The organism is Comamonas jiangduensis (assembly GCF_030162955.1).
GTDB lineage: Bacteria > Pseudomonadota > Gammaproteobacteria > Burkholderiales > Burkholderiaceae_C > Comamonas > Comamonas jiangduensis.
In genome coordinates this window covers 15,555-29,815 of the sequence record NZ_JARXOV010000008.1, presented here as the reverse complement: position 1 = coordinate 29,815, position 14,261 = coordinate 15,555, and the positions used below count along the sequence as shown (strand labels likewise).

Sequence of the window (14,261 nt, the reverse complement as noted above, 5' to 3'; positions counted from 1 at the left end):
CGCGTTCTGATCTGCAGACTGGCCGCTGACCATGGGCAAGCACCATGTCGCCCGTGGTGCCGCAGCACATAACAACATGAACATAAGGGGTGAGGCTATGGGAGAGCGCGAAGACGTGCACACGCAAGTCACTCGGTTCAAGGCTTTGGATCGGGTGATGGCGCTGGCGGAGTTTGACCTGGATGGGCGCTTGCTCCATGCCAACCCGAACTATCGCCAGTTGCTCCAGCTGGACCAGACCGCGAGCTTGGCCGTAGCGCATCGAGATTTTTGCCCGCCCGCTTTGTTGGCCAGTGCCGCTTACCCCGCGATGTGGGAGCGCTTGCGCAACGGGCAGGCGTTTTCAGGCGAGGTGGAACGCGTGCGCAGCGATGGCAGTAGATGCTGGTTAGAGGCCACCTATTCGCCCGCGCTGGACGAGCATGGGCGCGTGACCCATGTGGTCAAGATCGCCTCCGATGTGACCGAGCGGCACACCCAGTCCCTGGCGCATCAGGCCTATGTAGAGCGTTTGGCCTTGGTGGCAGATGTCAGTGATACGGCCATCATCATCAGCGATGCCATGTCACGCATCCTGTTTGTGAACCGGGGCTTTAGCCGCATGTTTGGCTGGAGCCTTGCCGAGGTGCAAGGCCGCGCACCGATCGATTTGCTGGCCCCCCATCTCTCCGTGGGTTTTGCGGAACATTACCAAGCGGCATTGCGCGCCGGAGAGCCCGTGGTGCGCGAAGAGATTGTGGTGGGTAAGAACGGCCAGCGCTATTGGAGCAAGGTGCTGAGCAACCCCGTACCAGACGGTGATGGCGCGTGGCAATACACCGTGACCACATTGACCGATATCACCACTAGCAAGATGCATGAGGTGCTGCAACGCCGTGTGCTGGAAGCCATGGCACGCGATTGTCCGCTGGTGGAAGTGCTGGAGATGGTGTGCGAAGAGGTGGAGCGCATGGCCCCCGAGGTCACGGCCTCCGTGCTGGAGGTGGATGCGGACGGCAAGTTGCACCCCTTGGCCAGCCCCTGTTTGCCCGCGTCCTATTCCATGCAGCTGGATGGGGTGGCGATTGGCCCTTGTGTCGGCTCTTGCGGCACCGCCGCATGGCGCAACGAGCCTGTGGTGGTGCATGACATTGCCAGCGACCCTTTGTGGCAGGATTTCAAGCACCTGATTTTGCCGCTGGGCTACACGGGGTGCTGGTCGACCCCGATTGTGGGGGCTGAAGGCAAGCCGATTGGCACTTTTGCGTTCTATTACCGAGACCCCAGTATCGCGGTCGCCTCTGCCTACCACCAGCGTTTGGTAGATACCTGCATTGATTTGTGTGCTTTGGCCTTGGAGCGTGAAAAAGCGCGCTCGCGCATTCGCCAGTTGGCGTTCTACGATGGTTTGACAGGCCTGCCCAACCGCAGTTTGCTGCTCGCGCGGGCCGAGCAGGTGCTGGCCAGCGCAACCACGAACCATGAGCGGGTGGCGGTGCTGTTTGTGGATTTGGATCGTTTCAAGCAGGTCAATGATTCGATGGGTCATCCTGTGGGTGACGAGTTGCTGTGCGCGGTGGCTGAGCGCATCAAGCTGGTGCTGCGCAATGCCGATACCGCAGGGCGCTTGTCCGGGGATGAATTTGTCCTTGTGCTGTCCGAGGGCGACGCGGAGCAGGTCGGTCAAGTGATTGAGCGCTTGCAAGAGCAGTTGTCGGCACCGCTGACGCTGGGCGACACGTCGATGGTGATTTCCGCCAGCATCGGGGTGGCCATGTTCCCCGATGACGGGCGCGATATGGAAACCTTGCTGCACCGCGCTGACATGGCCATGTACCAGGCCAAGAGCGCCGGGCGCGGGCGTGTGAGCTTTTTCAGCAGCGAGATGAACCGCTTGGCCCAAGAGCGCTTGGCGCTGGAAAAAGCCCTGCGCGAAGCCTTGCACAGCGAGCGCGGATGCCTGCATTTGCACTACCAGCCCCAGGTGGATTTGAAGACGGGCAGCTTGTATGGCGTAGAAGCCCTGGCGCGCTGGACGCATCCCACACTGGGCATGATTGCTCCCGCGCGCTTTATCCCGCTGGCGGAAGAGTGCGGTCTAATTTCTGATTTGGGCCGCTGGGCCCTCAAAGAGGCATGCAGCCAATTGGCACAGTGGCGTGCGCAGGGGCTGGAGGTACCTGCCGTGGCGGTGAACCTGTCGCCCTCCAGCTTTCACAATCTGGATCTGCCGCGCATGATTTCTGCCACCCTGGACAGCCACGCCCTGCAGCCCCAAGACCTGACGCTGGAGCTGACGGAAAGCATCTTGCTGGACACCAATCCCAGCACCATGCAGACGATTCATGCGGTGCATGCCAGCGGTGTGCGCCTGTCCATGGACGACTTTGGTACCGGTTATTCCAGCTTGAGTTATCTGCGCCGATTGCCGGTGAGTGAGCTCAAGCTCGATCGCAGCTTTGTCTCTGATTTGGAGCATGACGAAGCCGCGCAAGCGCTCAGTCGTGCGATTTTGGGCATTGGCCAGAGCCTGGACCTGACGGTGGTGGCCGAAGGTGTGGAAACCCAGGTGCAGCATGTCATGCTGCGCGACCAGGGCTATCCCGTGGCGCAGGGCTACCTGTTTGCCCAGCCAATGGCGCCGCAAGACCTGGCGCATTGGCTGCAAACCCAGACCCATATGGCACCGCAAACGGCTGAAAAATATACAGCATAAAAACAGCTATAAACGCATACTAGGTATGCGCCTATAGCTATAAAAATTATTGGTTGTGCTGCCTAGCGTGCAGTATGCGGTGCGCGGCTTAAAGCAGCTGTGCCGCAATTGCTTTGCCGACTTCGGGCGTGGTGGCGCTGCCGCCCAAGTCTGGCGTTTTGGGCCCGGTTTTGATCACTTGCTCAATGGCCGCCACGATGGCATCGTGCGCGGCGCGCCACTGGCCTTGGCTGTGGCCCAGAAAGTCCAGCATCAGCGCACCCGACCAGACCATGGCGATGGGGTTGGCAATGTTCTTGCCATAAATGTCGGGGGCCGAGCCATGCACCGGCTCAAACAGCGACGGGAAGGTGCGCTCTGGGTTCAGATTGGCAGAAGGTGCCAGGCCGATGGTGCCGGTGGTGGCGGGGCCCAGGTCGGAGAGGATGTCGCCAAACAAATTGGTGGCGGCCACCACATCAAAGCGGCCGGGTTGCAGCACAAAGCGCGCGGTCAGGATGTCAATGTGCTGCTTGTCCAGCGTGACTTCGGGGTAGTGCTGGTGCATGGCGTCGGCCTGCTTGTCCCACCACGGCATGCTGATGGCAATGCCATTGCTCTTGGTGGCTAGCGTGACATGCTTTTTGCTGCGGCTTTGCGCCAGGTCGAACGCGTATTTCAGCAGGCGCTTGGCGCCGTGCTTGCTGTAGACCGATTCCTGGATGCAGATTTCGCGGTCTGTGCCTTCAAACATGATGCCGCCCAGCGCGGTGTATTCGCCTTCGGTGTTCTCACGCACCACGTAGTAGTCGATATCGCCGGGCTTGCGGCCCGCCAGGGGACAAGGCACGCCTTCAAACAGGCGCACGGGGCGCAGGTTGATGTACTGGTCAAACTCGCGGCGGAACTTCAGCAGCGAGCCCCACAGCGAGATGTGGTCGGGCACGGTGGCGGGCCAGCCCACCGCGCCGAAGAAGATGGCGTCCATGCCTGCGAGCTGGGCCTTCCAGTCGTCAGGCATCATCTGGCCGTGCGCAGCGTAGTAGTCGCAGTGCGCCCAGTCAAAGTGGTGGAACTCCAGCGGCAGGTTGAACTTGGCCGCCGCCGCCTCTAAAGCGCGCAGGCCTTCGGGCATGACCTCTTTGCCAATGCCGTCACCGGCGATCACTGCAATTTTTTTAGGGTGAGACATGGTGCAATCCAGTACAGAAATGAATAGAAGTGGGCGTGGTGTGGCGATTGTGCGCAAGAACGCTCTGCATACAATCAACGCTTTGTAGTTTGATTATTCACACAGCGTGAACAAAATGCCCTCTCCGGACGACTTGCGCGTCTTCATCACCGTGGTGCGTAAATCCAGTTTTGCGGCTGCCGCGCAGGCGCTGGATGCATCGCCCGCCTATGTCAGCAAGCGCCTTCGGTTGCTGGAGCAGGAGTTGGGCGTGAAGCTACTGCACCGCACCACACGCCGCGTGGTGGTGACCGAGGAGGGGGAGCGCATTTTTCACTGGGCACAGCGCATCCTGGACGATATGGAGCACCTGCTGCAAGAAGTGGGGGTGACGCGCAAAGAGCCGCGGGGCCTGCTGCGCGTGTGCAGCAGCTTTGGCTTTGGGCGCAACGTGGTGGCCCCCGCGTTTTCGCAACTGGTGGCGCGCCACCCGGCGCTGCAGGTGCGGCTGGAGGTGCTGGATCGGCTGGTGGACGTGGTGGCCGAAGGGTTTGACCTGGATGTGCGCGTGGGCGATGAGATTGCCCCGCAGCTGATTGCACGCAAGCTGGCAGACAACCACCGCCTGCTGTGCGCCGCGCCCCATTACCTGCAGCGCCGCGGAGTGCCCCGCAGCCTGGAGGAATTGGCGGCGCACGACTGCCTGGTCATCAAGGAGCGCGACCACCCGTTTGGCGTCTGGAAGCTGCGTGCAGGCGGGCTGGAGCGCAGCGTGAAAGTGACGGGCCCGCTGTCGACCAACCACGGCGAAATGGCCGTGCAATGGGCGGTCGATGGGCATGGGGTGGTGCTGCGTTCGCACTGGGATGTGGCCGCGCAGCTGGCCGATGGCCGTTTGGTGCACGTGCTGCCGGAGTGGCGCCAGGAAGCCAATATTTGGGCGGTCTACCCCACTCGGCTAGAGCGCTCGGCCAAGGTGCGGGTGTGCGTGGAGTTTTTGCAGACCTTCTTGCAAGCGCAGCCGCTGGCGGCGAATGCCGCCGCGCTGCGCCACAAGGGCTAAATAACGCCACAGGCCACAGAGCCAAGGGCAAGCAGCCCAAGGCGCAGGTTTACGTCACCCAGTCAAAGCCGTCGTTGCGCGTATGGATGTGGCCAAAGCCCGGCAGCGGGAAGTGAAAGCCGCCCACCCAGCCGCCTTCTTTGGCCAGCTGCGCCAGCAGGGCCTGGCGGGTACCCGCGGCTTGCTCTGGGTTCATGTCGAACATGACATGCCAGTTGGGGTGGCGCACAAACAGGTAGGGGTAGTTGGTGGTGTCGGCAATGAAGGTAAAGCGATCTTTGCCGCTGCCAATCGCAATCGCGGTATGCCCGGGCGTGTGGCCCACAGCGGGCAGGGTGTCGATCACGCCATCAATGCGGGAGCCGGGCGTAAACAGCTTGAGTTTGTCTTGCGGATAGCCGTTGAAGACGCGGCGTACATTCTGAAAACCGCCGCGTGCAGCCTCTGGCGCAGCTTGCATGCGCGCATCGTCCCCCCAGAACGCCATCTCGGGCTGTGCCACGTACACGGTGGCCTGGGGGTAGACCAGTTCACCGCTCTTGCGGCGCAGGCCGTTGATGTGGTCGCCATGCAGGTGGCTCAAGATGATGGTGTCAATCGATTCAGGGGGGATCCCGGCCGCCCGCAGGTGCGTGTGCAGCAGGCCGGTGCCCGCGCCGCCGTTGTCGGCAAAACCGGTGTCCAGCAAATAGCGCTTGCCTTGGGTTTCAATGACGTAGCAGGTGTAGGGCACGTCGATGTGGGTGGTAGGCAGCTTTTGCGCAGCCAGTGTGGCTTGCACTTGCGCCAGCGGTGCGTTGCGCACAAAGCTGGCATCAAGCGGGCGGCGCGACACGCCATCGCTGACAGCGGTGATGGTGGCTGGGCCCAGGCGCTTGCGCTGAAAGCCCGTGCCGGCGGCGTCTGCCGTACGGGCGCTACTGGCCGTGGTGGTGTGGGTGGCGCAGGCGCTCAAACCTGCGGTGGCAAGGGCAGCGCTGCCCCAGCGAAAACAATCACGACGGGTGAGGTGCATGTCTTCTCCTGAATGTGGAGCGCACATTGTGAAGAAACTGTCCGCCGCAGGCTAGAGAGGTGGCCGCAGTGTGTGGATATTAAAAAAGAAGCTGCCAGCGCTCGTGAAATGGGCATTTCAGACGGTTTTGTATCTGAAGCGCTTGCTCAATCAACGCTGGCAGCTTCTTTTTATTAGGACTTGGCAGCCATGAGAGGCTGCATTACCCCGTGCTTACTGGCTCAAAGCGGCCTTCACGGCGGCGGACACCAAGCCCATATCGGCCTTGCCAGCCAAGGTGCTCTTGACTTTGCCCATCACTTTGCCCATGTCGCCAGGGCCGGTGGCACCCACTTCGGCCACGATGGCTTGCACGGCGGCGGTGATTTCAGCTTGCGACATGCGCTCGGGCAGGTACACCTTGAGCACTTCGATCTCGGCCTTTTCCACGTCGGCCAGATCTTGGCGGTTGGCGGTTTCGTAGGCGGCGATGGAGTCTTTGCGCTGCTTGATCAGCTTGTCGACGATGGCGATGATGGCGGCATCATCCAGCTCCACGCGCTCGTCCACTTCCTTTTGCTTCATCGCGGCCTGCAGCAGGCGGATGGTGCCCAGGCGTACGCTGTCTTTGGCACGCATGGCGGTTTTCATGTCTTCGGTGATCTGGGCTTTCAAGCTCATAGCTCTCTCCTGAGGGAATGCCGTGGCGCTATCCAATGCGGGCTTGGCCGATCACGCTGGCCAGTACCTGTGTACTGCCTGTGCGCGGGCCGCGTGTCCTCGCTCGATGGCGCCGTGGCTGTGGAGGTCACTGCAGCAGTGCAGTGGCCAGAAAACAAAAAACCCGCGCCTGGCGTCCCGAGCGCGGGTTGCGGCTTTTTTAAGGCCGGCTAGTCCTAATCAACGATTAGTACAGCTTCTTAGGCAGTTGCATGCTGCGAACGCGCTTGTAGTGACGCTTCACGGCAGCAGCCTTCTTGCGCTTGCGCTCGGCTGTAGGCTTTTCGTAGAACTCACGAGCGCGCAGGTCTGTCAGCAGGCCCAGTTTTTCGATCGTGCGCTTGAAGCGGCGCAGGGCAACTTCATAGGGTTCGTTTTCTTTGACGCGGATAGTAGTCATTCAATTTCCAGATATATCTGTGCTGACAGCGGGTTCTCGGGAAGATCGGGCCTAAGAGCCATGTACAGCGGTTGTTCCCCGTCTCTATTAACTAGTATGGCCGACGGGGATATGCCAGCAAAGTCGAGCATTATAGCGAGTTTTCAGCGCGTGTCTGAAGTTGGCGCATTCCCAACCCCGATAGTGGCGTTATGCGGCAGTGGCTGCGTGCTGCTGGGCCATGGCCTGCGCGCAGGCAAAGGCACTGGCCCAGGCCCACTGAAAGTTGTAGCCGCCCAGCCAGCCGGTGATGTCCACCACCTCGCCAATCGCATACAGACCGGGCTGGGTTTTGCATTCCATGGTTTGCTGCGACAGCGCCTTGGTGTCAATACCGCCCAATGTCACTTCGGCTTTTTTGTAGCCTTCGGAGCCCGTGGGGATGATCTCCCAGCGCTGGAGCTGCTCGGCCAGCTTGGTCAGCGCTTTGTCGCTGGCTTCGTTGATGGGGCGCTGCAACTCGGGTTGCTGGCTGACCCAGGCATCGGCCAAGCGGGTTGGCAGGTGCGCGGCCAGCTCGTTGGCCACCAGTTTGCGCGAGTGGGTTTTGGCCGCTTGCAGCAGCGCCGCCATGTCGGTGCCGGGCAGCAGGTTGATGTGCAGCGGCGCGCCGTCTTTCCAGTAGCTGGAGATTTGCAGCACGGCCGGGCCGGACAGGCCCCGGTGGGTGAACAGCAGGTCTTCATGGAACGTCATGCGTTCTTTTTTGCTGCCGGTGCTGATTTCGACTGGCAGGGCCAGGCCTGCCAGCTGGGCATAAGGCTGCCACGCAGCGCCATCAAACGTCAGCGGCACCAAACCGGCGCGGCGCTCCACCAGGGGCAGCTTGAATTGCTGGGCCAGTCGATAGCCAAAATCCGTGGCGCCAATTTTGGGAATGGACAGGCCGCCCGTGGCCAGCACCAGGCGCGGTGCGTGTACAACGCCACGGTCAGTATGAACTTCATAGCTGCCTGCGCTTGATGTGTCTGCGCTAGATGGCAAAAACACTACTTTTTTCACGGCGCAGGGCTGCCAGCGTGTGACGCCACCGTCTGCACATTCAGCCAGCAGCATGCGAATGATGTCTTCCGCACTGGTGGTGGCAAACAGCTGGCCTTTGTGCTTTTCTTCGTAGGGAATGCCGTGCTTGTCCATCAACGCGATGAAGTCGGCCGGGGTGTAGCGCGACAGGGCCGAGCGGCAAAACTGCGGGTTCTGGCCCACGTAGTGCTTGTGCGGCGCGCGCACATCCAGATCGCGGTTGGTGAAGTTGCAGCGCCCGCCGCCGGAGATGCGGATCTTCTCGGCCACTTTTTCGGCATGGTCGATCAGCAGCACGTTCAGCCCCAACTGGCCTGCTTGCGCCGCACAAAACAGGCCCGCAGCGCCCGCGCCGATGATGATGGCGTCAAACGCTGTGGGATAGGCGGTGGCAGTGGGTGCAGGCATGGCGGAAGGTTGGGAATGTCAACAACAGGGGGCTGGCAGCGCACAGCCAAAACAGAGCCGGCAGTGTAGCCAAGGGTGGAAGCCCCGCCATGGACGTAGGTTGCATGCAAAGCTTTGCGCTCGATCAAAGTGCGGTTCTTACAATTGCGGCCCATGAATTTGCCTGAACACCAACTCAGCATGACCGTGCTGATGACCCCTGACATGGCCAACTTCTCGGGCAATGTCCACGGGGGTGCCATTTTGAAAAAGCTCGATGAAGTGGCGTATGCCTGTGCCAGCCGCTATGCGGGGCGCTACTGCGTGACCTTGAGCGTGGACCAGGTGATGTTTTTGCAGCCCATCCATGTGGGCGAGCTGGTGACTTTCCTGGCTAGCGTGAACTACACCGGCCACTCTTCCATGGAAATTGGCATCAAGGTGGTGGCCGAGCAAATCCAGGACAAGGTGGTGCGCCACGTCAACAGCTGCTTTTTCACCATGGTGGCGGTGGATGCCGATCGCAAGCCGGTGTCCGTGCCTGCGCTGCAGCCCTCTACCGAGGAAGAAAAGCGCCGCTGGAATGCGGCCTTGGTTCGCAAGGACATGCGCAAAGAAGTCGCGCAGCGTTTTGCCCTGACACGCACCCCCGCTGCTGCGCAGTAATAGTAATCGCCGCATTTTTTGGCCGACGCAACAAAAAGCCGTGCAGGAGCGCACGGCTTTTTTTATGGTCTGGCTGCTAGGGCCGCCGGATGGCGCGGGGGCGCAGACCCGCGAACACCACCCTGCATACATCGTTGCTGCGCCTTGTCGTGCGCTTGTGCGGCTAGAGGCTGCGTGCTGCGCGTTTCCAGCGCACATCTGCGATTGGCTGGGTGGTGGGCGGTATCGGCGCTTAGAAAGTTTCCCAATCGTCTTCTGCGCTCCCTGCGGTGGCCGGTAGTGTGGCCGCCCGGGCAGAAGGGCTGGCCAAGCGCGCGGGCGCCGCTGGCTGCGCTGGCGCCACCTTGGCAGGTGTTGCCACAGTCTGCGGCTTTGCTTTCGCTGCAGCTTCGGTGCGCGATGTGCTGGCTGTGCGTGCAGGCATGGGGGCGCTGCGCGGTGGCTGGGCGGCGGACGTAGTGATGGCGCTGGTGGTTTTGAAGTGCGAGACCGCTTGCACCAGCTCTTGCGCCTGGCGTTTGAGGCTCTCTGCCGCTGCGGCGCTTTCTTCGACCAATGCCGCGTTTTGCTGGGTGGTGCTGTCCATCTGGGTAATGGCTTCACCCACTTGGCTGACCCCCTGACTTTGCTCGGAGCTGGCGGCGCTGATCTCTCCCACCAAGTCCGTCACGCGGCGGATGGAGCTGACCACTTCCGTCATGGTGTGGCCCGCGCGGTCCACCAAGGCAGTGCCGGCGGTGATGCTGTCCACGCTGTTGTTGATGAGCAGTTTGATTTCTTTGGCCGCCTCTGCACTGCGCTGGGCCAGGGTGCGCACTTCACCGGCGACCACCGCAAAACCACGGCCTTGTTCGCCCGCGCGGGCCGCTTCGACTGCAGCGTTCAGCGCCAAGATGTTGGTCTGAAAGGCGATGGAGTCAATCACCCCAATGATGTCGGCAATCTTGCGGCTGCTTTCCGTGATGCCACGCATATTGGTCACCACCTCGCCTACCACGTCCCCGCCTTGTGCTGCGACCTGGGATGCCCCCAGTGCCAGTTGATTGGCTTGCAAGGCGCTGTCGGCGTTCTGGCGCACGGTGGAGGAGAGCTGCTCCATCGACGCTGCAGTTTGCTGCAGCGCACTGGCTTGCTCTTCGGTGCGTGAGGACAAATCGGTGGTGCCGCTGGCGATCTCTTCACTGGCTATGGCCACCGATTCGGCGTTGTGGCGCACATGCTGCACCACGCTGTCGAGCTTGTTGCGCATTTGCTCCAGTGCGGCCATCAGCTGCCCCATTTCATCGTTGCCAGCAGGGGGGATGGACTGGGTGAGGTCGCCACTGGCAATTTGGCTGGCGGCCTGCACGGCTTGCTGCGCAGGGCGTGCCACAGAGCGGGTGACCAGCACGGCAAACAGTATGGACAGCAGCGCGCTCACGCCCATGCCCATGATGACCCACCACTGGGCAGAGCTGCGTACGGCATCGCCTTGCTGGCTCAGTGTGCGCGCATCGCTTTGGGTCATGGCCGCGAGCTTGCCCACGGTTTCTGCCAAGGCAGCAAAGCTGGGCTCGGCTTCTTCGCTGTACATGCGCTGCAGTGACTGCAAACGGGCTTCATCGCTGCTGCCGCTTTGGTGCACGTCCAGGGCGGCCTGCACGAACTTGCGGTGCGCGACCAGGTACGTGTCGCGGTGCTGCTGGTAAGCGCGCATGAGCTGCAACTCTTGCTCGGAATGGGGCAAGGCTTCGTAATTTTTTTCAGACTGCGTGATGGAAGTCAGTACCCCTTGCGCTTGCTGCAGCAGTGCTTGGGCGTTGCTGCTGGCTTGTGCTGGGAGCAAATGGCTTTCCAGCCGCCGAAAACGGTTCCACTGTGAGCGGATGTTGCCCGCTTCTGCCACGCTGGGCAGGGCACTGTTGCCCATGGTTTGCATGGCAAGGTGCATGCGCTCGAGTTGGGCCAAGGCAATGCCGCCAAGGCCGAGGGTGAGAACCAAGAGCAAGGCAAAAGCCAGGCCTAGTTTGGTGCCAATTTTGAGATTTGTAATGCGCATGAAATTGCATCCCGGTGTATGTGTGTGCAGGCTTGCTGGGGTGTGCCAGCTGCACAGATATTTTCATTCTTTCCAATGCGGTGGCATTTTCAGCGACACCAAAAAAATCAGGGAATGCTGGAGGGTGCGCACAGGGCTTGGTGTGCGCCGTCATACGGATGACTTGATGGCTTCATGCGCCTGTCACAAAGCTTGTCGACACTGCGCAGGCATTGATCTTTATGGGAAGAAAGCCAAGCCATGATGAATAGCCAGACCGCCGTTTTGGACAGTGAAGACCTGCCTACCAATCTGAGTGACAACCCGGAGTTTCAGACCGTGGTGGACAGCGCCGTGTCGCGCCGTGGTTTTTTGCGCAGTGGCACTGGCCTGACAGCCGCCATGTTTTTGGGCCTGGGCGGGGGTCTGGCCGGTTGTGCCACTTCAGGGGGCCATACCAGCCAGCCTTTGCTGGGGTTCAAACCAATTGCCATTTCTACGGCAGATACGGTGCAAGTGGCTCCCGGCTACAGCGCCAAGGTGCTGGCCCCGTGGGGCACGCCTTTGGTGGATGGTGCAGCGAACTTCAAGGGCGATGGCAGCGAAGATGCTGCGGCGCAAGCCTTGCAGGTGGGGGATAACCACGACGGTATTCACTTTTTCGCGCTGGATGGCAAGAGCCACGAAGGCTTGCTGGTGATGAACCACGAGTACTGCACCGTGAATGAGAAAACCGGTGCCTACACCTGGCTGTTTGGCCGCAAAGGTGCCGATGCCCAGAAAAAATGGAGCAAAGACCATGTGCACAAATCCATGAATGCACATGGTGTGTCGGTCATCCACATTCAAAAAAATGCCAAGGGGCAGTGGGACATCGTCAAGGGCAGTGTGTACAACCGCCGGATCACCGCTTTTTCTGCCATGGAAATGACAGGGCCAGCAGCGGGTGATGCGCTGCTGCAAACCAAGGGCGATCCTTCAGGCCGCCGTGCGCAGGGCACGTTCAACAACTGCGGTAACGGCTTTACCCCTTGGGGCACTTACCTGGCCTGTGAAGAAAACTTTAACAACTACTTTGGCACCGGCGCCGGGGAAGACCGCCGCAACGCTGCGCAAAAGCGTTATGGCATCTCGGCCAAGGCCAGCCTGTTCCAGTGGGAAAAGCACGAAGCACGCTTTGACTATGTGCAAGAGCCCCATGAAGCCAATCGCTTTGGCTGGATTGTGGAAATTGACCCCTTCAACCCCGGCAGCATTCCCCAAAAGCGCACGGCGCTGGGGCGTTTCAAGCATGAGAACGCGGCGTTTGCGTTGACCAAAGATGGCCGTCCGGTGGTTTACATGGGCGATGACCAGGCCAACGACTACATCTACAAATTTGTCTCCAAGCACCCCTATGTGCCCGGCGGCAAAACCAGCCACTTGCTGGATGAAGGCGATCTGTACGTTGCCCGCTTTGACGCAGGCAAGGCCTCGGGCGACTTTGCGGGCACGGGCCAATGGTTGCTGCTGGACAAACAGCGCAACGGCAAGCTCCAGGCCGATGCGCAGTTTGCCAACCAGGCGGCCGTGCTGGTGCATGCGCGCATGGCCGGTGATGTGGTGGGCGCCACCAAGATGGATCGCCCCGAGTGGGTGACGGTGCACCCTCGCACGGGTGAGGTGTATGTCACGCTGACCAACAACACCAGCCGCACGGTGGCGGATGCGGCCAACCCGCGCCCCAAGAATGTGTATGGCCAGATCGTGCGCTGGCGCGAAGCCGGTGGCGACGCCGCTGCCACCCAGTTTGAATGGGATGTTTTTGTGCTGGCGGGCAACCCCGCCGTGCATACCGACCGCAAGAACTTGATGTCAGGCTCGGCCAATATCACGGCGGACAACACCTTCAACAGCCCCGATGGGCTGGCATTCGATGCCGAGGGCCGCTTGTGGATCCAGACGGACGGTAAGTACAGCAACAAGGGCGACTACGCGGGCCAGGGCAACAACCAGATGCTGTGCGCCGACCCTGTGACCAAAGAGATTCGCCGCTTTTTGGTAGGCCCCCAGGAGTGCGAGGTGACCGGCATCACCTTCACGCCAGACCACAAAACCATGTTTATCAACATCCAGCACCCCGGTGAAGAGGGTGACAGCCACTGGCCCGATGGTGGCTCCAGCATTCCTCGCTCGGCCACGGTGGTGATCACCAAGGATGACGGCGGTGTGATCGGTTCCTAAGGCATAACGGTTGGGACATGTGCACAGGGCTTAGGCACTGTGCAGATGGCAAAGGCTGCAACGGTGGTGGACGTTGCAGCCTTTGTTTTTCATGGGGTTTATGCATGAAATTGGGGATTGCTAAATAGGTATTTGAATATCGTGATCCCACAATCGTTTGCTCAGCAAGTACCCGGTTTGGGGCTTCAACGATGCCCCAAACTTGCGCTGCTAGACAAATAGCAGCGAATGCAAGAGCGCGGTAGCGCTCTTGCTATATGCATGCGTCTTTCTCCCAAGCCGAGCCAAGTACCAACGCAACTTATTGTTCAGACTCTCAATGTGATGGGTATGAGCCTTGCCTACCGTGTGCTGCTCAGCCTTGATGATGGCCTTATAAGGCCGATGTGCATCCGTGCAGTAATGGATATGCCCATCCATAGGTAGTTGAGGCTGCAGCACTTTGGCTGTTTTCGTTCCTCGCTCCCCAAGTGCGAAACCGACGATCTGGTGACTTGTCCTGTCTATTGCCCACCACAGCCAAATGGGCTGTTTTTTGAGCCCACATAACTCCACATCTCATCAGCCTCAATGACCGCTAGATCTTTGACGTGCGCAGCTTGAAGTGCTTTGCCAGCAACTTCTTTGCGCACCCAGCCACAATACTGCGTTGTGGCTCACGTGTAATAGGCGTTCGATTTTTCTTGCGGCAATACCTTCGGCATACATCGCCAAGGCCAGTGCTTTGATCTTTGGATCGATAAGGCGCAAGTCCTTGTCACCAAAGGTTCTGTGACATCCCATGCACATCCATCTTTGTCGTTTGTGGCGGCTCAGGCCAATCTTTTGTGTGTGATGGTGATTGCAGCGAGAGCATTGCATGGCGAAACGGAAAAGGCATGGAA

12 protein-coding genes are annotated in these 14,261 nt (G+C 60.3%); 4 read left to right on the top strand and 8 right to left on the bottom strand.

Annotated features, from left to right (window positions below):
• Positions 1-97: 97 nt before the first annotated feature.
• On the top strand, positions 98-2,695 hold the full coding sequence (locus QEP12_RS08215; protein WP_284213991.1) for a bifunctional diguanylate cyclase/phosphodiesterase: 2,598 nt from the start codon (positions 98-100) through the stop codon (positions 2,693-2,695).
• An 88-nt stretch (positions 2,696-2,783) separates the two neighbouring features.
• Here the strand turns inward: QEP12_RS08215 and QEP12_RS08210 are convergent, their stop codons facing one another.
• Positions 2,784-3,866 (bottom strand): tartrate dehydrogenase, encoded by a 1,083-nt coding sequence (locus tag QEP12_RS08210; protein WP_284213948.1) that lies wholly within the window; start codon positions 3,864-3,866, stop codon positions 2,784-2,786.
• A gap of 115 nt (positions 3,867-3,981) precedes the next feature.
• Between QEP12_RS08210 and QEP12_RS08205 the strand changes: the two genes are divergently transcribed.
• Positions 3,982-4,908 carry a LysR family transcriptional regulator gene (locus QEP12_RS08205; RefSeq protein WP_284213947.1) on the top strand — a complete coding sequence of 309 codons (927 nt, stop codon included), beginning with the start codon at positions 3,982-3,984 and terminating at the stop codon, positions 4,906-4,908.
• Positions 4,909-4,957: 49 nt separating this feature from the next.
• On the opposite strand, the gene QEP12_RS08200 is transcribed toward QEP12_RS08205, so the two are convergent.
• The 4 genes from QEP12_RS08200 to QEP12_RS08185 form a co-directional block, all read right to left on the bottom strand.
• The gene (locus QEP12_RS08200) at positions 4,958-5,923 is read right to left on the bottom strand and encodes an MBL fold metallo-hydrolase (protein ID WP_284213946.1); all 966 of its coding nucleotides are present in this window, start codon (positions 5,921-5,923) and stop codon (positions 4,958-4,960) included.
• Positions 5,924-6,136: 213 nt separating this feature from the next.
• A complete protein-coding gene (locus QEP12_RS08195; RefSeq protein ID WP_284213945.1) occupies positions 6,137-6,583 on the bottom strand; it encodes a GatB/YqeY domain-containing protein in 447 nt (148 codons plus the stop codon).
• 226 nt (positions 6,584-6,809) lie between these two features.
• On the bottom strand, positions 6,810-7,022 hold the full coding sequence (rpsU, locus tag QEP12_RS08190; protein WP_003052999.1) for a 30S ribosomal protein S21: 213 nt from the start codon (positions 7,020-7,022) through the stop codon (positions 6,810-6,812).
• Between the two features lie 189 nt (positions 7,023-7,211).
• Positions 7,212-8,492 (bottom strand): BaiN/RdsA family NAD(P)/FAD-dependent oxidoreductase, encoded by a 1,281-nt coding sequence (locus tag QEP12_RS08185; RefSeq protein WP_174863696.1) that lies wholly within the window; start codon positions 8,490-8,492, stop codon positions 7,212-7,214.
• A gap of 153 nt (positions 8,493-8,645) precedes the next feature.
• Here QEP12_RS08185 and QEP12_RS08180 point away from each other — a divergent pair, with 153 nt between their 5' ends.
• Positions 8,646-9,137 carry an acyl-CoA thioesterase gene (locus tag QEP12_RS08180; protein ID WP_284213944.1) on the top strand — a complete coding sequence of 164 codons (492 nt, stop codon included), beginning with the start codon at positions 8,646-8,648 and terminating at the stop codon, positions 9,135-9,137.
• A 232-nt stretch (positions 9,138-9,369) separates the two neighbouring features.
• On the opposite strand, the gene QEP12_RS08175 is transcribed toward QEP12_RS08180, so the two are convergent.
• A complete protein-coding gene (locus tag QEP12_RS08175; RefSeq protein WP_284213943.1) occupies positions 9,370-11,175 on the bottom strand; it encodes a methyl-accepting chemotaxis protein in 1,806 nt (601 codons plus the stop codon).
• A 243-nt stretch (positions 11,176-11,418) separates the two neighbouring features.
• Between QEP12_RS08175 and QEP12_RS08170 the strand changes: the two genes are divergently transcribed.
• On the top strand, positions 11,419-13,377 hold the full coding sequence (locus tag QEP12_RS08170; protein ID WP_348521121.1) for a PhoX family protein: 1,959 nt from the start codon (positions 11,419-11,421) through the stop codon (positions 13,375-13,377).
• Between the two features lie 210 nt (positions 13,378-13,587).
• On the opposite strand, the gene QEP12_RS17065 is transcribed toward QEP12_RS08170, so the two are convergent.
• Together QEP12_RS17065 and QEP12_RS17060 are read right to left on the bottom strand one after the other, a co-directional pair.
• Complete coding sequence (locus tag QEP12_RS17065; RefSeq protein WP_431308075.1) at positions 13,588-13,932, bottom strand: IS1 family transposase; 345 nt, start codon at positions 13,930-13,932, stop codon at positions 13,588-13,590.
• A 12-nt stretch (positions 13,933-13,944) separates the two neighbouring features.
• Positions 13,945-14,238: a transposase-like zinc-binding domain-containing protein gene (locus QEP12_RS17060; RefSeq protein WP_431308077.1), complete on the bottom strand. Its 294-nt coding sequence runs from the start codon at positions 14,236-14,238 to the stop codon at positions 13,945-13,947.
• Between the last annotated feature and the right edge of the window lie 23 nt (positions 14,239-14,261).

Bases quoted from the DNA above. Each gene is read 5' to 3' on its own strand.
- rpsU (WP_003052999.1), bottom strand. From the start codon at position 7,022: ATGACTACTATCCGCGTCAAAGAAAACGAACCCTATGAAGTTGCCCTG.
- QEP12_RS08195 (WP_284213945.1), bottom strand. From the start codon at position 6,583: ATGAGCTTGAAAGCCCAGATCACCGAAGACATGAAAACCGCCATGCGT.
- QEP12_RS08210 (WP_284213948.1), bottom strand. From the start codon at position 3,866: ATGTCTCACCCTAAAAAAATTGCAGTGATCGCCGGTGACGGCATTGGC.
- QEP12_RS08215 (WP_284213991.1), top strand. From the start codon at position 98: ATGGGAGAGCGCGAAGACGTGCACACGCAAGTCACTCGGTTCAAGGCT.
- QEP12_RS08180 (WP_284213944.1), top strand. From the start codon at position 8,646: ATGAATTTGCCTGAACACCAACTCAGCATGACCGTGCTGATGACCCCT.
- QEP12_RS08205 (WP_284213947.1), top strand. From the start codon at position 3,982: ATGCCCTCTCCGGACGACTTGCGCGTCTTCATCACCGTGGTGCGTAAA.
- QEP12_RS08175 (WP_284213943.1), bottom strand. From the start codon at position 11,175: ATGCGCATTACAAATCTCAAAATTGGCACCAAACTAGGCCTGGCTTTT.
- QEP12_RS08185 (WP_174863696.1), bottom strand. From the start codon at position 8,492: ATGCCTGCACCCACTGCCACCGCCTATCCCACAGCGTTTGACGCCATC.
- QEP12_RS17060 (WP_431308077.1), bottom strand. From the start codon at position 14,238: ATGCAATGCTCTCGCTGCAATCACCATCACACACAAAAGATTGGCCTG.
- QEP12_RS08170 (WP_348521121.1), top strand. From the start codon at position 11,419: ATGAATAGCCAGACCGCCGTTTTGGACAGTGAAGACCTGCCTACCAAT.
- QEP12_RS08200 (WP_284213946.1), bottom strand. From the start codon at position 5,923: ATGCACCTCACCCGTCGTGATTGTTTTCGCTGGGGCAGCGCTGCCCTT.